General features: G+C 76.1%; 17 protein-coding genes. 11 read left to right on the top strand and 6 right to left on the bottom strand.

The features are described 5' to 3' along the window. Nucleotides 1–3: 3 nt before the first annotated feature. Nucleotides 4–1,101 carry a winged helix DNA-binding domain-containing protein gene (locus ACA361_RS32765; protein ID WP_375018484.1) on the bottom strand — a complete coding sequence of 366 codons (1,098 nt, stop codon included), beginning with the start codon at nucleotides 1,099–1,101 and terminating at the stop codon, nucleotides 4–6. A gap of 419 nt (nucleotides 1,102–1,520) precedes the next feature. On the opposite strand from ACA361_RS32765, the gene ACA361_RS32770 reads away from it, so the two are divergent. After that, nucleotides 1,521–1,904 (top strand): hypothetical protein, encoded by a 384-nt coding sequence (locus ACA361_RS32770; RefSeq protein ID WP_375018486.1) that lies wholly within the window; start codon nucleotides 1,521–1,523, stop codon nucleotides 1,902–1,904. Between the two features lie 57 nt (nucleotides 1,905–1,961). Here ACA361_RS32770 and ACA361_RS32775 read toward each other — a convergent pair whose 3' ends face one another. Genes ACA361_RS32775 through ACA361_RS32790 form a run of 4 tightly spaced genes read right to left on the bottom strand, consistent with a single transcriptional unit; the run spans nucleotide 1,962 to nucleotide 5,330 of the window. Further along, nucleotides 1,962–2,660, bottom strand: a complete 699-nt coding sequence (locus ACA361_RS32775; RefSeq protein ID WP_375018487.1) for a pentapeptide repeat-containing protein — start codon at nucleotides 2,658–2,660, stop codon at nucleotides 1,962–1,964. Further along, nucleotides 2,657–3,529 carry a patatin-like phospholipase family protein gene (locus ACA361_RS32780; protein WP_375018489.1) on the bottom strand — a complete coding sequence of 291 codons (873 nt, stop codon included), beginning with the start codon at nucleotides 3,527–3,529 and terminating at the stop codon, nucleotides 2,657–2,659. The genes ACA361_RS32775 and ACA361_RS32780 overlap by 4 nt, the downstream gene beginning before the upstream one ends. Continuing rightward, complete coding sequence (locus ACA361_RS32785) at nucleotides 3,526–4,290, bottom strand: TIGR03943 family protein (protein ID WP_375018491.1); 765 nt, start codon at nucleotides 4,288–4,290, stop codon at nucleotides 3,526–3,528. Before ACA361_RS32785 ends, ACA361_RS32780 begins: the two co-directional genes overlap by 4 nt. Next, nucleotides 4,287–5,330 (bottom strand): permease, encoded by a 1,044-nt coding sequence (locus ACA361_RS32790; protein WP_375018492.1) that lies wholly within the window; start codon nucleotides 5,328–5,330, stop codon nucleotides 4,287–4,289. The genes ACA361_RS32785 and ACA361_RS32790 overlap by 4 nt, the downstream gene beginning before the upstream one ends. Nucleotides 5,331–5,871: 541 nt before the next feature. On the opposite strand from ACA361_RS32790, the gene ACA361_RS32795 reads away from it, so the two are divergent. Beyond that, nucleotides 5,872–6,522 carry a hypothetical protein gene (locus ACA361_RS32795; protein ID WP_375018494.1) on the top strand — a complete coding sequence of 217 codons (651 nt, stop codon included), beginning with the start codon at nucleotides 5,872–5,874 and terminating at the stop codon, nucleotides 6,520–6,522. Nucleotides 6,523–6,687: 165 nt separating this feature from the next. Then, nucleotides 6,688–8,052, top strand: a complete 1,365-nt coding sequence (locus ACA361_RS32800; protein ID WP_375018496.1) for a lysine N(6)-hydroxylase/L-ornithine N(5)-oxygenase family protein — start codon at nucleotides 6,688–6,690, stop codon at nucleotides 8,050–8,052. Here the strand turns inward: ACA361_RS32800 and ACA361_RS32805 are convergent. Then, on the bottom strand, nucleotides 8,049–8,231 hold the full coding sequence (locus ACA361_RS32805) for a hypothetical protein (protein ID WP_375018498.1): 183 nt from the start codon (nucleotides 8,229–8,231) through the stop codon (nucleotides 8,049–8,051). The genes ACA361_RS32800 and ACA361_RS32805 overlap by 4 nt on opposite strands. A gap of 36 nt (nucleotides 8,232–8,267) precedes the next feature. Here ACA361_RS32805 and ACA361_RS32810 point away from each other — a divergent pair, with 36 nt between their 5' ends. From ACA361_RS32810 to ligD, 8 genes are all read left to right on the top strand, one after another. Beyond that, nucleotides 8,268–12,563, top strand: coding sequence for an SCO7613 C-terminal domain-containing membrane protein (locus tag ACA361_RS32810; protein WP_375018499.1), 4,296 nt, complete (start codon nucleotides 8,268–8,270; stop codon nucleotides 12,561–12,563). Nucleotides 12,564–12,702: 139 nt separating this feature from the next. Further along, entirely contained in the window at nucleotides 12,703–15,564 is a 2,862-nt protein-coding gene (locus tag ACA361_RS32815) for a Na+/H+ antiporter subunit A (protein WP_375018501.1), read from the top strand. Beyond that, complete coding sequence (locus tag ACA361_RS32820; protein WP_375018502.1) at nucleotides 15,561–16,184, top strand: Na(+)/H(+) antiporter subunit C; 624 nt, start codon at nucleotides 15,561–15,563, stop codon at nucleotides 16,182–16,184. The genes ACA361_RS32815 and ACA361_RS32820 overlap by 4 nt, the downstream gene beginning before the upstream one ends. Before the next feature lie 56 nt (nucleotides 16,185–16,240). Then, the gene (locus tag ACA361_RS32825; protein ID WP_375018579.1) at nucleotides 16,241–17,764 is read left to right on the top strand and encodes a Na+/H+ antiporter subunit D; all 1,524 of its coding nucleotides are present in this window, start codon (nucleotides 16,241–16,243) and stop codon (nucleotides 17,762–17,764) included. Beyond that, complete coding sequence (locus tag ACA361_RS32830) at nucleotides 17,761–18,318, top strand: Na+/H+ antiporter subunit E (protein WP_375018504.1); 558 nt, start codon at nucleotides 17,761–17,763, stop codon at nucleotides 18,316–18,318. Before ACA361_RS32825 ends, ACA361_RS32830 begins: the two co-directional genes overlap by 4 nt. Next, entirely contained in the window at nucleotides 18,315–18,584 is a 270-nt protein-coding gene (locus ACA361_RS32835) for a monovalent cation/H+ antiporter complex subunit F (protein ID WP_375018506.1), read from the top strand. Before ACA361_RS32830 ends, ACA361_RS32835 begins: the two co-directional genes overlap by 4 nt. Further along, a complete protein-coding gene (gene mnhG / locus ACA361_RS32840) occupies nucleotides 18,581–18,910 on the top strand; it encodes a monovalent cation/H(+) antiporter subunit G (protein ID WP_375018508.1) in 330 nt (109 codons plus the stop codon). Before ACA361_RS32835 ends, mnhG begins: the two co-directional genes overlap by 4 nt. 108 nt (nucleotides 18,911–19,018) lie before the next feature. After that, complete coding sequence (gene ligD, locus ACA361_RS32845) at nucleotides 19,019–19,966, top strand: non-homologous end-joining DNA ligase (protein ID WP_375018510.1); 948 nt, start codon at nucleotides 19,019–19,021, stop codon at nucleotides 19,964–19,966. Nucleotides 19,967–20,019: the final 53 nt, after the last annotated feature.

Consider the following 20,019-nt stretch of genomic DNA (forward strand, 5'->3'; position numbering starts at 1 on the left):
CGGTCAAGGCTCGGTGACCACCTGGAGGTCGGTCGCCTCCGGCTCGGCGAACGCGGCGAGCGACTCCGCCTCGGCCGTCAGCTCCTCCAGCGCGCCGCGCGGCAGCGGCTCGAAGGGGCGCAGGCGCAGCGTCGCGGTCTTCCGCTTGCGCTCCAGCTCCCACGTGCCGCGGGCGAAGCCGTCCCAGAGGAACGTGGCGCGCACGCGCAGGTTCTTGGTGGTGAGCCCGGGCCGGTGCGCCTCGGAGATGACGCGCGTGCGGTCCGCGTGGGCGAGGACGAGGTTGTCGAACTCCGGGAGGAAGCGCGCGGGCGCCGGCGTGTCCGGGTCGGGCCTGGGGGCGTCCGGGAGGTCGAACAGCTCGCGGCCGCTCTCGCCGGTGAAGGCCCGCAGCCGCGGCCGCAGGCGGTCCAGGACCTCGGCGAGGGCGGGCAGCCCGGACCATGCCTGGGCGTCGGCGGCGGAGGCGGGGCCGAAGGCCGCCAGATAGCGCAGGACGAGCTCGTCCACGGCGGGGGTGCCCGAGGGCGCCTCGCCGAGCCGGCTCTCCGCCAGGGCGAACCGGGCGCTGCGCGGGAAGCCCCAGCGGTCCGCGGTGGGCACCATGATCAGTGGCAGCCGCATCCGGACGGCGAACCCGAGCGCGCGCTCGTTCACGTCCGGGAACTCGGCCTGGAGGAGCGCGCGCGTCTCGTTGAACGTGCGCGGCGACTCTTCCAGGAGGCGCCGGGCCACCGGGAGCACGGCGTCCAGGTCCATGCCCTCGGCGCGCGCGCCCAGCACCTTCAGGCCCGCGTCCAGTACGGGCTGCAGCGCCGTACGGAACGCGAGGTAGTCGGCGGCGGTCATGAGGTGGAGCGTGCCGCGCATCATCGTCGCCCGGACGACGGCACCGCCGTCCAGTGCCGCGCGGAGGTCCCCGGCGGCGAACCCGCGCAGCCGCGTCCAGAGCCCGAGGAACGGCGGCCGCGGCTCCTGCGCCTGCATCCCGCACAGGCGGCCGACCGCCGCCGGAACGGAGGTCTCCTCGCGGGCGAGGAGCATCTGGCGGGCCAGCGTCGCCCGGTTCAGGGCCCGGAGGGTGAGTGTGTCGGTCGTCACGGCCACACAGTAGAGGAGCCGCCCCGGAGCGCACCTCGCGGAGTCGCCGTCACCGAGCGCACGCGCCCGGGACCGGTTCGTGATCAAGGTCGAGCCGGACCGTAGCGGGCGCCGTACGGTCCGTGGCCGGTGACCCGTACCCGAATGAAGTTCGACAAAAACTTGGCGGCTCGATCACGGTCCTGCGGAGGCGTGGTGAGGGCGCTCGGGCGGGGTGGCCGTCCGGGCTGGTCACCGGCTTGCGGAAGCGGCGGGACCGCACTGTTTCCCAGGCTTCCACGCCTGTCCCGTGCGGCTCGAATGAGGCACTTTTCGTTATCCTGCACGTGCATCGGCCCTTGCACATGCACGACATACCTAGCAGGATTACCCCCGGACCCCCGCACGTGAACTCCCCGGAGATCGCGATGAACGCACACTTGAGTGACAGCGACCGACAGGCGCTGCGGCTTGCCCACGAACTGCGCGAGGAGCTGCGGCAGACCCTGCCGCAGCAGGTCGCCGCACCGTCGGTCTCGCCATTCGTCGATCCCTCGGGGCGGCCCGCCGTCCTGATGAAGATGGACGAGGAGACCGCGCGCGCCGTGATGGCGGTGCTGGAGGAGCGGCGCGGCCGGCAGGCCCAGCAGTTCCCCGAACCGCGGCGCGCCGACGGCACCCACGTGCCGCCGCCGGACGCCGCCATGGCGGTGCCGCCCCCGCGGCACCCCGCGGTACCGGTGACGGCGACGGGCTTCCCCGCGGCGCCGGTGCCGGCGGCCGGCGGCCCCGGCCTGCTGCCCACCGCCTTCCCGCTGCGCTGACGCGACCTCCCGGGCCCCGCCGCGCGGGGCCGGGACGCGCCCGGCCGGGCGCCGCGCTCAGCCGGGCGGGCCGCCCGCCTCCACGGTGATGCCCAGCGCCTCGGCCAGCAGCGGCGCCAGATCCTGCAGCTGGTCAGGGGAGACGATGGCGCCGCGCAGCGACGCCGGCTCGATCGTGATCCCCAGCGCCGCGCCGCGCAGGTCCGCCTCGTCCAGCGTGGCGCCGGCCAGCGTGGTCGAGGCCAGCCGCGACCCGGGGAAGCGTACCCGGGTCAGCGTGGCGCCGCCGAAGTCGGCCTCGCGCAGCAGGCAGTCCTCGAACGCCACGTCGGTGAGGACGCACCCGCGCAGGTTGATCCCGTCCAGCTTGCAGCCGCGGAACGTCACGCGGGTCAGCCGGGCGCCGGTCAGCGGCGCCGCCGCCAGCACCGAGCCGAGCAGCGCGCTGTCGCGCCACTCGCCGCCGGACAGGTCGGTGGCCACCAGGCTCAGCTCGCTCGCCCAGACGCCGATGAAGCGGGCCCGCCGCAGCCCGCCGCCCTCCACGGCCGTACCGGTGAACGCGCAGTCCAGGAACCGCGAGCCCGCCGCGTCGGCGCCCTTCACCCGGAACCCGTCGAAGTGCACCGTGTCGTGATCGGCGTCCGGCCCCCAGGTGCCGTCGTGCGGGACGAGCCATTCGGCGAACGGCACCTCGCCCAGCCGCGCCGGCACCCGCGCCGGCACCCGCGGCCCGGACGCCGGGCGGCGGCTCACGCGTCCTCCCAGACGGCCCGCACGGCCGCGGCCACCGACGGCGCCTGGGCACGCCCGGCGCGCGCCGCCGGGGCCCGGCCCGCCGGATCCAGCGAGTTGCCGCCGAACGCCTCCCGCTCCCGGCGGCCGGGGGACACCACGGCCACCCGGGAGCCCGCCCGGCGCAGCGCGGCCACCTGCCGTCCCACGCTCGCCATCGGGCCGAAGCCCGCCGTCGTCGGGGCCAGGACCAGCACGGCGCGGTGCCCGGCGGCCAGGTCGGCGTTGGCGGCCGACCGCAGCCCGCCGTCGACGTAGCGGCGGCCGCCGATCGTCACCGGCGGCCAGACGCCCGGGACCGCGCAGCTGGCGCCCACCGCGTCCACCAGCGGCACCCCGGCCTCGCGGTCGAAGACGGCGAGCGCCCCCGTGACCGCGTCCACGGCGGTGATCCGCAGCGGCCGGCCCGGCCACTCCCGGACCGGCAGCCGCGACTCGATCACGGCCCGCCGCTCGGCCTCGGGAACCGTGCGCGCCGCCAGCGCCTGCCGCCCGATCCTCGCGCCGAGCCCCTCGGGCGTGCGCGAGCGCACGGCCGCCCACGCCCAGCGCGCCACCACGGACCGGCCCACCCGGGCGGGCGCCTCGTCCCCGGCGCCGGCCAGCTGCGCCTGGTAGCGCACCTCGGGATCGATGCCGGACGCGACCTGCGCGCCGACGAGCGAGCCCGCCGACGTGCCCACGACCAGGTCGGCCGCGCCCAGGTCGAGCCCGGCCTCGGCCAGCCCGGCCAGGATCCCCCACTCCCACGCGATCCCGGTGATCCCGCCGCCGCCGAGCACGAGCGCCCGCCGGCCGGCCGCGTGCGCCGCCGCGCCGTCCCCGGTCATTCGTACGGGTTCCTGGGCTTCTTGATCTTCGTCACCGACCGGCCCTGCAGCTCGTGCAGGCCGGAGACGGCGCGGCCCTGCGGCGGCCGCCAGGTGCCCACGACGCGGACCCAGGTGTCGGCGGGGGGCCGCTCCAGGCCGTGTACCACGACGGGGAACGGCACCGCGTCGCCGGCGCAGCAGGCCATCTTGAGCCGGGTCACCTGCCAGCCGGGGCCGTCCGCGCGGGGGGTCACGAAGCCGGTCAGCTGGACCTGCACGTCCTTGAGATACGGCGACTGTCCGGTCTGCGCCTCGTACGACCGCCCGATGAACTCGCCCATGGTCATCGCCACCGGCGACCCGGTCTGGGGCAGGGGCCCGTAGCCCTGGGCGGGCGGGGCCGGCGGCGGAGCCTGGCGGGCGGTGTCGCGCCCGGCGGTGTACGAGCCGAGCGCCGGCGGCGCCACGATGAAGATCGCCAGCACGGGCAGGCACATCAGCCACGCGACGCGCGGCCCGCGGCCGCCGTGATCGTGCCCGTGGCCATCGTCGTGCCCGGCCGCGTCCCCGTGCCCGTGCTCGTGCCCGCCGTCGGGCCGGGCCCGCCACTCGCCGCGCAGCCCGGCCGCCCCCAGGGCGACCAGCACCACGGCGGCGGCGACCAGCAGGTAGCGGAATCCGGGCTTGACGTAGTTGAGGTACTCGTCGGTGCCGAGCGTGATCCACAGCACGGCGGCGCCGATCACGATCAGCAGCAGGTTCTGGGCGGCCTTCGTCACAGCAGCATCATTCCTGTGATCGTGCTCACCGTCACGGCGAGGGCGAACGTCAGCGGGACGAAGCGGATCGCGAACCGGCGGCCGAAGAAGCCGGTCTGCAGCGCGATCAGCTTGAGGTCGACCATCGGGCCCACCACCAGGAACGCCAGCTTGGCGGTGGGGGAGAACTGGCTGAGGCTGGCGGCCACGAACGCGTCGGCCTCCGAGCAGATCGACATCAGCACGGCCAGCACCGACAGGACCAGGATCGAGGCCCACGGGATCCCGGCCACGCCGTTCACCGCGTCGGCGGGGACGGCCACGTTGATGGTGGCCGCGGCCATGCCGCCGACGACGAGGAAGCCGCCCGCGTGCATGATGTCGTGCCGCATGGCCTGGCGGAACGCCTCCCAGCGGGCGCCCGCGCCGGTCCCGGTGGCGGGCCGGGACGGGATCCTGATCCATTCGCCCTTGCCGAACAGCAGCCAGGCCCAGCCCGCCAGCACCGCCACGACCAGCGAGGCGGCGAACCGGCCGAGCACCATCTCCGGGGACCCGGGGAACGCGACGGCGGTGGCGATCAGCACGATGGGGTTGATCGCCGGGGCCGCCAGCAGGAAGGTCAGCGCGGCGGCGGGCGCGACGCCGCGCGCCATCAGGCCGCCCGCCACCGGGACCGAGGCGCACTCGCAGCCCGGCAGGACGGCGCCCATCGCGCCGGCGACCGGGACGGCGGCGCCGGGCCGGCGGGGGAGCACCCGGTTCCAGAACGAGGGCGGCACGAACGCGGTGATCGCGGCCGACAGCGCCACCCCGAAGACCAGGAAGGGCAGCGCCTGGACGCAGATCGCGACGAAGATCGTGGTCCAGGCGTCCAGCGCGCGGGCGTCGATCAGCGGCGCCGCGAAGATCCGGCCCGCGACCAGCGCGCCGGCCAGCAGGGCGAAGCCCCAGGCGGCGCGGGTCCCGGGGGCGGCGGGGCCGCGGGATCCCCAGTCGGACGGGGGGAGGAGGTCGTCGTCGGCCGTGCGGAGGCCGGCGGGATCGGTCATGCGGGTCATCGTTCCACAGGGTTCCGCAAAGCCCGTACCGAACGGCCTGGGACGATCCGGGAATCCCCGGGCGGGGCCGCCTGTTACACCTCCCGGGCACCACGACATAGAAGATCTACCTGCCCAAAGGTAAAGAAATGTGTGGTTTGCCCAAATCGTGGTAATGGCGCATATACTCGACGCCAGGTCGGGGTCAAAGCACCGTTGACCTGGCCAATCGCATAGTCGTCGCCCTCCCGCCCGCCAGGCGGGGCCTTCTCTCGCCGAGTCCCGGCCGCACCCATGCAGCGGCCACCGGACGGGCCCAAGAGCCCCCGGTTCGGCATATCTCCCGCATATAACGTTCGCGTTCCGCGCGTGCCCGCTCAGCCGGGTCGCGTGCCGTGCCCGGACGGCGGTCCGCCATGTACGCGGGCCCATTCGATGCGGGGCGCCCCGCGACGGCTCCTCATCCCGAGCTTCGAGCCTCGGGACCGTTTCCGCGCACCCAACGGGACTCCCCCTGTCCCTGCGCGAAACGGCATCCCTGACCGCCGAATAAAGGACTTTCATGCAGAAGCGAGCGCTCAACGTTGCCCTGACCGGTGTGACCGGTACCTGCCTGGCAGGCATGCTGGTGGCCGGTGTGGCCGCCGCCAGCGGTGATGACTCCGCTCAGCAGCAGAAGACGCCGTCGCAGTCGCCGATGGCGCAGAAGGACTCCACGGAGAAGAACGACTCGGCCAAGGCCCGCAGCCTGGCCGAGGCGGCCCGCAAGCCGGCCGCGAAGGACGCCGACGAGCCGGCGCGGAAGAAGGTCGAGAAGAAGGCCCTCCTGACGGGCACCACCAAGGCGTCCTACTTCTGGGACGACGGCTCCGGCGTCAACGGCGACACCGGCGCCCCCGCCGGCGGCAAGCCGATGCAGAAGGGCCTGTTCGCCAGCCCGAGCTGGCCCATGCACACCAAGGTGAAGGTGAGCGCCAACGGCCGCAGCGTCACCGGCTTCGTGGGCGACCGCGGCCCGGGTGAGCCTTCTCACAGGGGCGTGATGCTCGACCTCGACACCTACACCTTCCGGTACCTGCTGGACGGCGAGAAGCCGAAGAGCAAGTACAACGCCGGTACCGGCGAGGGCCACATCAACGGCCTCAAGTACGAGGTCCTGGAGTGGGGCAAGGGCAAGGGCAACCGCGGCAAGCCGCAGCCCTTCGGCTCCTGACCCCCGCCCGGAACGGGCCCGGCCCGGATCCGGGAACGGTCCGAGAACGACCCGCGAACGCCCCGGCGATCCCCCGATCGCCGGGGCGTCCGGCGTTGACCGTCCTGATCACCCGGTGCTTAGGTGAGGAGTGTTAGCTTAGCCTTACCTAAGAAGGGGCTCCCCGTGACCCAGCCGGGTGACCGACCGTACGACATCGTGGGCGTGGGCTTCGGCCCGGCCAATCTCGCCCTGGCCGTCGCGCTGGAGGAGCACAACGCGCGGGCCGCCCCCGCCGACCGGCTGTCCGCGGTCTTCGTGGAGCGCCAGCCCCGGTTCGGCTGGCACCGGGGCATGCTGATCGAGGGCGCGACCATGCAGGTGTCGTTCCTCAAGGACCTGGTCACGCTGCGGGACCCGGCCAGCGGCTTCACCTTCCTCTCCTACCTGAAGGAGAAGGGGCGCCTGGTCGACTTCATCAACCACAAGACCTTCTTCCCGACCCGGGTGGAGTTCCACGACTACCTGTCGTGGGCCGCCGCCCGGGTCGGCCACTTCGTGCGGTACGGCACCGAGGCCGTCTCCGCCGCCCCTGTCGAGGACGGCGTGGACGGCGTGGACGGCGAGGGCGGCGTCACCGGGTTCGCGGTGACCGTCAGGGACGCCTCGGGCGCCGAGAGCGTCCTGCGCGCCCGCGACCTGGTGATCGGCGGCGGGCTCCGGCCGTCGCTGCCCGAGGGCGTCGAGGCGTCCGAGCGGGTCTGGCACAACCGCGACCTCCTCACCAGGCTCGCGGAGTACGACGGCCCGCCGCCCGCCCGCTGGACGGTGATCGGCGCCGGCCAGAGCGCCGCCGAGGTCGCCGACCACCTGCACCGCGCGTATCCGGACGCCGAGGTCTGCGCGATCTTCGCCCGGTACGGCTACAGCCCGGCCGACGACAGCCCGTTCGCCAACCGGATCTTCGACCCGGCGGCGGTCGACGACTTCCACGGCGCGCCCGAGGAGGTGAAGGAGCGGCTGCTGGACTACCACCGGGGCACCAACTACTCCGTCGTCGACCTGGACCTGATCGAAGAGCTGTACCGCCGCTCGTACCAGGAGAAGGTGCGGGGCCGGGAGCGGCTGCGGATCCTCAACGCCTGCCGGGTATTGGAGGTCCGCGAGAGGCCGGGCGGGGTGCGGACGACGTACGAGTTCCTGCCCACGGGCGAGCGCCACGAGCTGGACTCCGGCGTCGTGATCTGCGCCACCGGCTACCGGCCGTACGACGTCCTGGGCCTGCTCGGCCCGGCGGCCGGGCTGTGCGAGCGGGACGAGCGGGGCCGGGTCCGGGTGGAGCGCGACTACCGGATCAGGACCGTGCCGGGAGTGCGCGCGGGGATCTACCTCCAGGGCGGCACCGAGCACACGCACGGCATCACCTCGTCGCTGCTGTCCAACGGCGCCGTCCGGGCGGGCGAGATCCTCGGCTCGCTGCTGGCCGCCCGCCGCGCCGGGCCGCCCGCCCCGCGCTCCGCCGCCGAGGCCCGCGAGCTGGCGGTCGGCTAGCCGCGGGCCGGCTCGCGGGCCGGCACGGCGGCGGCCGTGCGCACCGCCGGGACGAGCCGCTCCAGGCCCAGGCGGTGCGACCGGGCGCCGGTCTTCCAGCACGGCCGCGTCGTCGGGACGCTGTCCGGCGAGCGGCTGACCGGGGCCGGCGGCGAACCGCACGCATTCGCAACGGACATATGGGACCGTACGAGTCCCCCGCCTGCCGTTGCGAGGTGATCGAGATCGATCTGTGGCGGATCGACGAGGAGATCCGGAGCGTCGATGCCGAGCTGGCGCGGCTGGACGCCCGGCGCGGACGGCTGCTGGCGCGAAGGTCGGAACTGCGCGTTCTCCTGGACCAGGCGAGGGCGTGGGCTGAGCGGCAGGAGCGAGAGAGGCAGCGGGAGCGGGAGAGGGAGGAAGAAGGGGCACGGGCGAAGGTCGCGGTCCCGGCGGCGCCCGACCCTGTGCCCGCCCCCGCCGGCGCGCGGCGCGATCTCTCCCGGCACGCGGTGCAGAACCTGCTGCTGCTCCTCGGCGGGCTGCTGCTCGGCATCGCCGCGATCGTGTTCACGGTGGTGAGCTGGGGGCATCTGAGCATCCGGGCGGCGATCCTGGCCGCGGTGACCGCCGGCGCGCTCGCGGCGCCGTGGCCGCTCGTCCGGCGCGGCCTGCGCTCGACCGCCGAGACCGTCGCGTTCATCGGGCTGGTCCTCGTGCCGCTCACGTACATGGCCGTGTCCAACGCGGTGGCGGGCGGCTCGACGGCGCCCGACGAGGTCGACCTGCCCGGCACGGGCGGCGCATCGGGGTTCTGGGCGGCGGCCGCCGCGACGGCCGCGCTGGCCGCGGCGTGGGCGGGGTACGCGCGGTACGCGCCGCTGCGGCTGCCCGCCCCGGCCGCGCTGGCGCTCGCCCAGGCGCCGCTCCCGCTCGCCGCCGTCGCGGCCGGCCCCACCCCGGCGGGCGCGGCGGCGGCGCTGATCCTCACGGCCGCGCTCGACCTGCTCGTCCGGCACCGCGCCGCGGCCCCGCCGGTCCGCGCGGTCGCCGCGGCCACCGGGATCGCGGCGGGCGCGGGCGGGATCGCGACCGCGCTGGCCGCCTCCCTCCTGGCCGGCACGCCGGGCGCCGCGCTGCGCGCCTCCGCCGTGCTCGTCCTGGCGGTCGCGGTCGCGGCGGCCGGCGCGTGGGCCACCGGCGACAGGACTCTGCGCACCCTCGCCGCGGCGGTCGCCGGTACGTGCGCCATCGTCGCCGTCGCCGCGCCGCTCGCCGCGTCCTTCCCCGATCCCCGCTGGGCCGTCGCCGCGTACGCCGGGGCCGCCTGCCTGCTGCTGGCCTGCGCCGCACGCCCGCCCGAACGGCTGCGGGAGGGGCTGGCGGCCGCGGGCCTGGGCGCGCTGGCGGTGGCCGTCGCCTGGGTCGCCGCCGGGCTGGCCATCGCTCTCGTCGCGCCCTTCGGGTGGTTCGCGAGTCCGGACGCGTTCTGGCGCCACGACGGCGCCGGCCCGCCGGCGTACGCGAACCCGCACGCGTTCTGGTCCTGGAACGGCTCGCCCGCCACGCCGCTCGTCCTCGCGGCGGCGGCCGCCGCGTCGGCCGCCGTCCCGGCGCGCGCCACCCGCACGCTCGGCCTGGTGCTCGCGGTGGCGGCCGCGGCCGCCCTGCCCGCGGCCGTGAGCGTCGCGCACGAGGCGTGGATCGCGCTGCCGCTCGCCGTCGCGGTGGCCCTCCTCGCGCTCGCGGCCCGCGCCCGGACGGTGCCGGCCGCGCCGATCCTGAGCGGCGCCGCGGCCTACACCGCCGTGCTCGCGCTCGGCTGGTCGGTCATGGACGCGGCCACCGCGCTGATCACTGCCGCGGTGCCGGCCGCGGCGTTCCTCGCGTTCGCGCGCCCGGCCCGCACGGCGGTCGCGCAGGCGGTGTCGGCGGCGGGCGCGGTCCTGGCGGCGGGGACGCTCGCCGTGCTCGCGTGGGCCGCGTACGGATGGCCGCCGCTCGCGCTGCCGTTCGCGCTGCTGGGGATCCGGACGCTCGCGCTCCTGGTGGCGCTGCCGCCCGGCGAGCCGCCGCCCGCGCTGGCCCGCGCCGTCGCCGGGTCCCGCCGTACCGGCCGGACGATCCTGCTGGGCGTCATGTTCGCGCTCGCCCGCGCCGGTCTGAAGGGGACCGCGCTGCGCGCGCGCCGTCCCGTCCAGGCCGCGGCGCTCGACGCCGCGTCGGCCGCGGTGTCCCTGACCGCGATCGGGTACGCCGCGTTCTCCGGGCCGGAGGCGCTGGCCCTGCTGCTCGCCCTCACCGCGCTGCCGGCCGCCGCGACGGCCTGGTCCCGCAAGCGGGCCGGTCGCCCGGCGGCGCCGTCGCTCGGCGAGTCCTACCTGCTGGCGGCGCTGGCCCCGCTGCCGCTCGGCGACGCGCTGTTCCCCGCGCTCTTCGGCCCGTACGGCTGGCTGGCCGACGCGTGGGCGGGCGCCCCGCCGGGCGCGCGCGGCGCGCTGGCACCGGGGACGGCGTGGACCGACCAGCCGATGCTGCTGCCGGTCCTGGGGCTCGCGGCGCTCGCCGCCGTCGGCGCCGCGGCGGTCCACAAGGGCCGGCCGGGCGCGCTCGGCGTCGCCCAGGTGGCCGTCCCGGTCGCGGTGGCGCCGGTACCGCTCGCCGCCGACCTTCCCTACTGGGCCGCGCTCGCGTTCCTCGTCGCGGTCACCACCGGCCTCGCGCTGCGGGCGGCCGCGCACCGTTCGGCGGCCGGGGGAGCGGCGCTGTGGACGGCGACGCTCGCCGTGTCCTGGTCGCTCGCGGACCCGGCCGCGACGCTGGCCGTGCTCGCGGTCCTCGCGCTCGCCGCCGTGCTGTGCGCGCTGCGCGGCGGCGACTCCCCGGTGGCGTCGGCCGCCTCGGGCGCGGCGGCGCTGGCCGTGGGCGCGGAGGGCGCCGCGGTCGCGCTGGCCGGGGACCTGCCCGCGCGGTACGCGGCGTTCGCCGTCGTGGCCGTCGCCGTGCTCGCCGTCCGCGCGGGCGCGCTGCTGGCCGGCCGCCGCCCGTGGATCGCGCACGCGCTCGACGCCGCGGGGCTCGTGCTGTGGTGCGCCGCCCTCGCCATGACCGGAGGCCACGCGGATCAGCTCTCGCTCGTCTGCGCCATCGGCGGGCTGACCGCGGCGATGGCCGGCGTGCGGGCGCGCGAGCAGGCGCGGCCGGTCGTGCTCGCCTTCGCCGGGACCGCCGCCGGGATCGCGCTGCTGCCGCACCTGCCCGGACTCGCCGCGGCCCTGGCGGCGCCGTTCGGCTGGACGGCGGGCACCTGGTCGGCGGCGCTTCCGGTGCCGGCGGAGCATCCGGTCGCGCCCGCGGCGGCGGCCACGGCCGTCCTCGCCGCGCTGACGGCCGTCGCCGCCGCCCGCCTGCTGGGCGGGCGTGCCGCGCACCGGGCGGCAGTCATCGCGGTGCCCGCCGCGTCGGTGCTCCTGCCGTTCGCCGCCGGGCTCCCGTACGCGGCGGGCCTGGCCCTGGCCTGCGGGATCCTGGCCGCCCTCGCCGTACGGGCCGCCCTGGCGCGCGGCGCCGATCTCGCGGCCGCCGGGACGGCGCTGCCGGCCGCCGCGTACGCCGTCGCCTGGGCGCTCCCCTCGACCGTCGCGACCCTCGCCGTCGCGGCCGGGATCGCGGCGCTCGCCACCGGCTGCGCGCCGGCCGCGCGCGGCGAGCCGGCGCGGTCGGGCGCGGCGGCCGCCGCCGTCCTGGCGTTCGCGGGGCTGGCCGTGGCGGGCGCGCTCGCGGCCGGCCTGCGCGCCGAACTCGCCGGCCTCACCGCGCTCGCGGTCGCGGCGCTCGCGGCGTACGGCGCCCGCGAGACCGGCCGGTGGCGGCGCGCGCCGGGGCTGGCGACCGAGGCCGCGGCGTACGCGGCCGCCGCGGCCGGCACCGCGCTGACCTTCGCGAGCGTCCCGTACGCGAGCGCGGGGCTGGCCTGCGCGGGACTGCTCGCCCTCGCGACCGCGCTGCGCCCGGACCGCCGGCACGCCGGGTGGGCCGCCGCCATGCTGCTGCTCCTGGCGCTGTGGCTGCGGCTCGGCGCCGCCGGGGTGACCGCGCCCGAGGCGTACACGGCCCCGGTGACCGTGCTCGGGCTGCTCGGCGGCCGGTGGGCGCGGCGCCGGGACGGCGCGCTCTCCTCCTGGGCCGCCTACGGTGCCGCGCTCGCGCTGACGCTGGTGCCCGCCCTCGCCGCGGCCTGGTACGGCGGCGGCCCGGCCCGCCCGCTGCTGCTCGCGCCGGCGGCGCTCGCGGTGACGCTCGCGGGCGCCCGGTACCGCCTCCAGGCGCCGCTGCTGCTCGGCGGCGCCGTGCTGGTGCTGAACGCGGCGCACGAGCTGGGTCCCGCCCTCGCCGACCTGGTCGGGGACGGCCCGCGCTGGCTGCCGATCGCGGTCACCGGGACGGCGCTGCTGTTCGCCGGTGCCACGTACGAGCACCGCCTCCGCGACCTGCGCCGGGTCCGCAGGTCCATCGCCGCGATGAAGTGACAGCGATGAAGTGACAGCGATGAAGTGACCGCGGGAAGTGGCGGAGTGTCACGCGGGGCGGGTGAGGGGCGGCCGAACGGGGCACGGCTAGTGTGATCTCTGATCACTGTAAGCCACTGTCCAGTCACCCAGGGGTGCCATGCTGGTGTTGTTCGCCGTGCACTGCGCGGCCGCGGCGCTGGCGCCCCCGCTGGTGCGGTGGCTGGGGCGCGGCGCGTTCCCGCTGCTCGCGCTCGTGCCCGCGGCGGCCGGCCTGTGGGCGCTCGGCCCGTGGCTGGACGGCGGCGCCGACCGGGTCGAGACGGTCTCCTGGATCCCCGGCCTGCACCTCGACCTGGCGCTGCGCGCGGACCCGCTCGCCTGGCTGATGGTCCTCATCGTCGGCGGGGTCGGCGCGCTGATCGTCGCCTACTGCGGCCGCTACTTCGCCGGGAACGAGCCCGGGCTGGGCGCGTTCGCCGGCGAGCTGATCGCGTTCGCCGCGGCCATGCTCGGCCTGGTCCTGGCCGACGACCTGATCCTGCTGTACGTGTTCTGGGAGCTGACGACGGTCTTCTCGTACCTGCTGATCGGGTACGACGCGGAGAAGGCGGCCGCCCGCCGCGCCGCGACCCAGGCGATCGTCATCACCACCTTCGGCGGGCTGGCCATGCTCGTCGGCCTCGTCGTGCTCGGCCAGGAGGCCGGCACGTTCCGGCTGTCGGAGATCGTCGCCGATCCGCCGGGCGGCACCGCGGTGTCGGTGGCGCTGGTGCTGGTCCTGGCCGGGGCGCTGTCCAAGTCGGCGATCATGCCGTTCGGGCTGTGGCTGCCCGCCGCGATGGCCGCGCCGACGCCGGTGAGCGCGTTCCTGCACGCCGCCGCGATGGTCAAGGCCGGGGTCTTCCTGGTGGCGCGGCTGGCGCCGGCGTTCGCCGCCGCTCCGGTGTGGCGGCCCGTGGTGCTGGTCCTCGGCACCGCCACGATGGTCCTCGCGGGCTGGCGGGCGCTGCGCGAGAACGACCTGAAGCTGCTGCTGGCGTACGGCACCGTCAGCCAGCTCGCCTTCATGATCGTGCTGCTGGGGGAGGGGACGGCCGTCGCCGCGCTCGCCGGCTTCACGATCCTGCTCGCGCACGCGCTGTTCAAGGCGGCCCTGTTCATGGTCGTCGGCATCATCGACAGCACCACCGGCACCCGCGACCTGCGGGAGCTGCGCGGGCTCGCGCGGTCCGCGCCGGTGCTGTGCGCGATCGCGGTGGCCGCCGCCGCCTCGATGGCGGGCGTGCCGGCCACGCTCGGGTTCGCCGGCAAGGAGGCCGCGTACGAGGCGTTCATCGGGGGGCGGCCCCTGCTCCTGGCGCTGCTCGTCATCGGTTCCGCCTTCACCGCCGCGTACAGCCTGCGGTTCGTGTGGGGGGCGTTCGCCGGGCGCGCCCGGGAGGCGCGGGAACGGACGCCGGTCGAGCCGGCGGGCGCGCTGTTCCTGCTGCCGCCCGCGCTCCTGTCGGCGGCCGGGGTGGCGCTCGGGCTGCTGGCCTCGCCCATGCACGCGCCGCTCGTCCGGGAGGCCGAGCCGTACCCGGGCGGCGACGGCTACCACCTGGCGGCGTGGCACGGGTTCGGCGCCGCGCTGCTGCTCACGGCCGTCACCCTGGTGGGCGGCGTGGCGCTGTTCCTTGCGGGCGGGCCCGCCGGGCGGCTGCACCGGCGGCTGGCGCCCGCCGAGCCCGAGGCCGTCTACCGGCGGATCATGCGGCGGCTGAACGACACCGCCTTCCAGGTGACGGGGACCGTCCAGCGCGGCTCGCTGCCCGGGTACCTGGAGACGATCCTGGTCACCGCCGTCCTGCTCGCCGGTGCCGTGGTGGTGGCGGGGATCCCGTGGCCGGGCGGGGGGCCCTGGCGGTGGTGGGACGGCCTGCCGCAGCTGATGGTGGCCGCGCTGACCGCGACCGCCGCGGTCGCCGCCGTGCGCGCCCGCGGCCGCGCGCAGACCGTGGTGCTCGCGGGCGCCTCCGGTTACGGCGTGTCGGTCCTGTTCGCACTCCAGGGCGCCCCCGACCTCGCGCTCACCCAGCTGCTGATGGAGACCGCGAGCCTGGTCGTGTTCGTCCTGGTACTGCGCCAGCTGCCGCGCGGCTACTCCCGTACGGCGCGGTGGCGGCGCCGTCTGCACGTGGCAGTCGGGACCCTGGCGGGGCTGCTCGCCGCCGGGCTGACGCTGCTGGCGGCGCGGGCCCGGCAGGCCGAGCCGATCTCCGGCGGGTACCCCGCCGCGGCCGAGGAGGCCGGCGGCTCCAACATCGTCGCGATGCTGCTGGTCGACATGCGCGCCTGGGACACGCTGGGCGAGAGCTCGGTGATCGCGCTGGCCGCGCTCGGCGTCACGAGCATGGTGTTCGCCCGCCGCCGGCGCGCGCCGTGGCCGCGCGCCGCCGACGCCGCGGCGGGCACCGCGGTGTGGTCGGTGCGCGGCATGTCGCCGCCCGGCACCGACACCACCGAGGAGGACGAGGACGACTACCGCGAGCCGAACTGGCTGGCCGCGGCCGCGTACACGCTGGCCGCCGAGCGGCGCACCATCGTCATCGAGGTCGTCGCCCGGCTGGTGTTCCACACCGTCCTGCTGTACTCGCTGTACCTGCTGTTCACCGCGCACTCCGCGCCCGGCGGCGGGTTCGTCGGCGGCATCGTGGCCGGGCTCGCGCTGGCCATCCGCTACCTGGCCGGCGGGCCGTTCGAGCTGGCCGAGGCGGCGCCGGTCAAGGTCGGGCTGCTGCTGGGCGCCGGCATGGTCGTCACCTCCGGCACCACGTTCTGCGGCCTGCTGTGGGGCGGCGAGATCCTGGAGAGCGGCTCCCTGGACGTGCACCTGCCGCTGCTCGGCGAGGTGCACATGACGACCTCGCTGGTGTTCGACTTCGGCGTCTACCTCATCGTGCTCGGCCTGATCATGGACATCCTGGGCTCGCTGGGCGCCGAGGCCGACCGGGCGGCGGACGAGGAGTCGGGCCGGTGAACGCGTCGGTCACGCTGGCCGCGGCGGGCGGCGTGCTCATCGCGGCGGGCGTCACGCTGCTGCTGGAGCGCACCCTGAGCCGGCTGCTGGTCGGCGTGCTCGTCCTGAGCAACGGCGTGAACCTGCTCATCCTCACCGCCGGCGGGCAGGCCGGGCGGGCGCCGATCCTGGCGAAGGCGCCGCCCGGCGTCCATCCCGGACGGCCGATGAGCGACCCGCTGCCGCAGGCGATGATCCTCACCGCGATCGTCATCTCGCTGGCGTCCGCCGCGTTCGTGCTGTCGATCGCCTACCGCTCCGGCCGGCAGGGCGGCGACGACGACGTCCGCGACGACGTCGAGGACCGGCGGGTGGCGCGCGGGCGGTCCGAGCTGCTCGCGCAGATCCGCGCGCAGCGCCGCGAGTTCCGCAGGCTGCGCCGGGAGCGACGCCGCGAGGCCCGCCGGGCGCGCGCCGAGCTGCGCGAGCGGATCCGCGCCGAGCGCGAGCGCCGCGCGGTCGACGACCCCACGCTGTACGGGGACGACACGGACGACACGGACGGCACGGGCAGCGCGCATGGCGCCGGCGCGCCCGATACCGGCGGCCGCGGACCCGACGGCACGGGAGGCGCCCGGTGAACCAGGCCGTCCCGCTCCCGGTCCTGCTGCCCCTGCTGGCCGCCGGCATCAAGATCATGCTCGGTCCCCGGCATCCCGGCCTGCAGCGCGTCATCAGCGTGACCGTGCTGGCCGCCGTGCTGGGCATCGCGATCGCGCTGCTGGCCGAGGCGGACCGGTCCGGGCCGCTGGTCGCCCGGCTCGGCGGCTGGGCCGCGCCGGTCGGCATCACGCTGGTCGCCGACCGGCTGTCGGCGCTGATGCTGGTGGTGTCGTCGGCGGTCACCCTGTGCGTGATGGTGTACGCGATCGGGCAGGACATGGCCGAGCGCGGCCCGCTCACCCCGCTGTCGGTGTTCCACCCGACGTACCTGCTGCTCGCCGCGGGCGTCGCCGACGCGTTCCTGGCCGGCGACCTGTTCAACCTGTTCGTCGGGTTCGAGATCATGCTGATGGCCAGCTACGTCCTGATCACGCTCGGCGGGACGGCCGGCCGGATCCGGGCCGGCACCATCTACATCATCGTGGCGCTGCTGTCGTCGATGATGTTCCTCATCGCGATCGCCGTCCTGTACGCGGCCACCGGCACCGTCAACCTCGCGCAGCTGTCGGGCCGGATCGCCGCGCTGCCGCCGGGGATCACGCTGGCCGCGGAGGTGCTGCTGCTGACGGCGTTCGGCGTCAAGGCGGCGGTCTTCCCGCTGTCGATGTGGCTGCCGGACTCGTACCCGACCGCGCCCGCCCCGGTCACCGCCGTGTTCGCCGGCCTGCTCACCAAGATCGGCATCTACGGGGTGATCCGGGCCGAGACGCTGCTGTTCCCCGGCGGCGCGCTGCGCACCACGCTGCTGGTCGCCGCGCTGCTCAGCATGCTGGTCGGGGTGCTGGGCGCGATGGTCCAGGTCGACCTCAAGCGGCTGCTGTCGTTCACGCTGGTCAGCCATATCGGCTACATGATCTTCGGGGTGGCGCTGGGGTCGGTGGCCGCGCTGGCCGCCACCGTGTTCTACGTCCTGCACCACATCACGATCCAGACCGCGCTGTTCCTGGTCAGCGGGCTGATCGAGCGGCGCGGCGGGAGCGCGTCGACGCTCCGGCTCGGCGGGCTGGCGCGCACCGCGCCGCTGATCGGCGTGCTGTTCTTCGTCCCCGCGATGAACCTCGGCGGCATCCCGCCCATGTCCGGCTTCCTCGGCAAGCTCGGCCTGCTCTACGCGGGCGTCCGGGACGGCGGCCCGCTGGCGCTGGTGCTGGTCGCGGCGGCCGTGGTGACGAGCCTGCTCACGCTGTACGCGCTGGTCAAGGTCTGGAACCAGGTCTTCTGGCGGGCCCCGGCCGAGCCGGGACCGGAGGAGAGCGGCGACGACGAGGGCGACGACGAAGGCGACGAGGACGATGAGGGCGACGACGAGGACGGCGGTGCGGGCGCCTCCGTGCGGCTGCCGGCCGCGATGGTCGGCGCGACCGTCGCCATGGTCGCGCTCAGCCTCGCCTACACCGCCGGCGGCGGCCCGCTGGTGGACCTGACCGGCCGCACCGCCGGGGAACTCGACCGCCCGCACGCGTACGTGCGCGCGGTGGCACCGGAGGGACCGCCGTGAACGACCTGCCCAGGACCACGCTGCGGATCGGCCGCCGGGTGATCCCGCTGCCGCTGGTCGCCTGGCTCACGCTGATCTGGCTGCTGATGTGGGACCGGTTCTCGCTGGCCAACGCCGTGTCCGGCGTGCTGGTGTCCGTCGCCCTCATCCTGGTCTTCCCGCTGCCGCCGCTGGACCCGGGGCTGCGGCTGCACCCGGTCGGCCTGCTCCGCTTCGCCGCCCGCTTCGGCGCGGACCTGCTGCGCAGCGCGGGCCCGCTGGCGTGGCAGGCGTTCGGGCACGCCGAGCGCGGCGTCGTCAACTCCGTCATCGCGGTACGGCTGCGGACCCGGTCCGACTTCATCCTGACCGCGATGGCGATCGCGCTGTCGGCCACGCCCGGCACCCTCGTGCTGGAGGTGCAGCGCCGCAGCTCGACGCTCTACCTGCACATCCTCGGCGGCTCCGGCGACCGCGCGGTCGCCAGGGCGCGCGCCGACGTGCTGGCCCTGGAGGCGCGGGTCGTCCGCGCCTTCGGCACCCGTGCCGACCGCCGAGCCCTGGAGGACTCGTGACCATCGTCATCGCCATCGCCGCCGGCGCCCTCGGGCTGGCCGCCGCCTGCACGCTCGCACGGCTGATCCGCGGCCCCTCCATGCTCGACCGCGCGGTCGCGCTCGACGTCATGGTGGCCATCACGATGGGCGGCCTCGGCGTCCAGGCCATCGCCACCGGCGAACCCTGGACGCTGCCCTCGCTGCTGGCGCTGTCGCTGGTCGGGTTCGTGGGGTCGGTGTCCATCGCCCGCTTCCTCGTGCACCGCGACGGGGAGGACGCGTGACCGCCGTCACCGCGCTGTGCCTGCTGATCGGTTCCGGTGCCGCCCTGAGCGCCGCCCTCGGCCTGCTCCGGCTGCCCGACCTGCTCACCCGCATGCACGCCGCGGTCAAGCCGCAGGCCGTGGGGCTGCTGCTGATCCTGGCCGCGGTCGCGGTGAACTTCCCCGGCCCCGGGGTCTTCACCACCGTGCTAATGGTGGCGCTCCTCCAGATCGTCACGGTGCCGGTCGCCGCGCACATGGTCGGCCGCGCCGCGTACCGTACGGGCCGCTTCCAGCCGGAACGCCTCTACGTGGACGAGCTGGCCGAGGACCTCCAGGACGGCTGAGGCCGCCGGGCGGCGAGCCGGCGGCCTCGAACCGGCGATCTCCGCGCTGCCCATCTTTTGGGACGGTCGTGGCCTTGACCTGGCCTTTTCGCCGGTACGTCGTCGGTCATGGGGTCGCTGCCGACGTACCGGCCGATGCTCGCCGTCGCCGGCGGGCTGCCCTCGGGGCCCTGGGCCGCCGAGATGAAGTGGGACGGCATCCGCGCCGTCGCGTACCTCGACGGCGGGCGGCTGCGGCTGATGTCGCGCAACGACCGCGACATCACCGCCGCGTGGCCCGAGCTCGCGGAGCTGCCGGAGGCCGTGGACGGGCCGGCGGTGCTGGACGGCGAGATCGTCGGCTTCCGCGCCGGGCGCCCCTCGTTCGAGGCCCTCCAGCACCGCATGCACGTCCGCAGCCCCGAGCGGATCGCGGCGTTCGCCGCCGAGAACCCGGTCGTCTACATCGTCTTCGACGTGCTGCACGCCGGGCGCACCCCGCTGATCGACCGCCCGTACCGGGAGCGCCGCGACCTGCTGATGGGCCTGGAGCTGTCGGCGCGCCGGTGGGACACGCCGCCGGGCTACGACGACCTCGCGTACGCGTTCGCCGAGTCGGGCCGGCTGGGCATGGAGGGCATCGTCGCCAAGCGGCTGGACTCCCGCTACCTGCCCGGCCGCCGGGACCGCTGCTGGACCAAGGTCAAGAACGTCCGCACGCAGGAGGTCGTCGTCATCGGCTGGACGCCGGGCGCGGGCCGCCGCTCGGGCGCGATCGGGGCGCTGCTGCTGGCCGTCCACGCGCCGGCCGGGCCGCTGACGTTCGCCGGCCATGTCGGCACCGGGTTCACCGACACCATGCTCCGCGACCTGGCGGAGCGGCTGGCGCCCCTGGAACGCGACGCGGCGCCCGCCCCCGTCCCGCCGCCCGAGGCCCGCGGCGCGCACTGGGTCGAGCCCAAGCTCGTCGGCGAGGTCGCCTACGCCGAGTGGACCGGCGACGGCCGTCTCCGCCATCCCGCGTGGCGGGGCCTGCGGGCCGACAAGTCGCCCGACGAGGTCGTTCCCGAGGACTGAGAACCGCCCGGGCTTCGCCCGGTTACGGACGGCGGCAATGATCCCACTTCCCT

The sequence above is a fragment of the Actinomadura sp. 21ATH genome (genome assembly GCF_041951345.1).
Classification (GTDB): Bacteria; Actinomycetota; Actinomycetes; order Streptosporangiales; family Streptosporangiaceae; genus Spirillospora.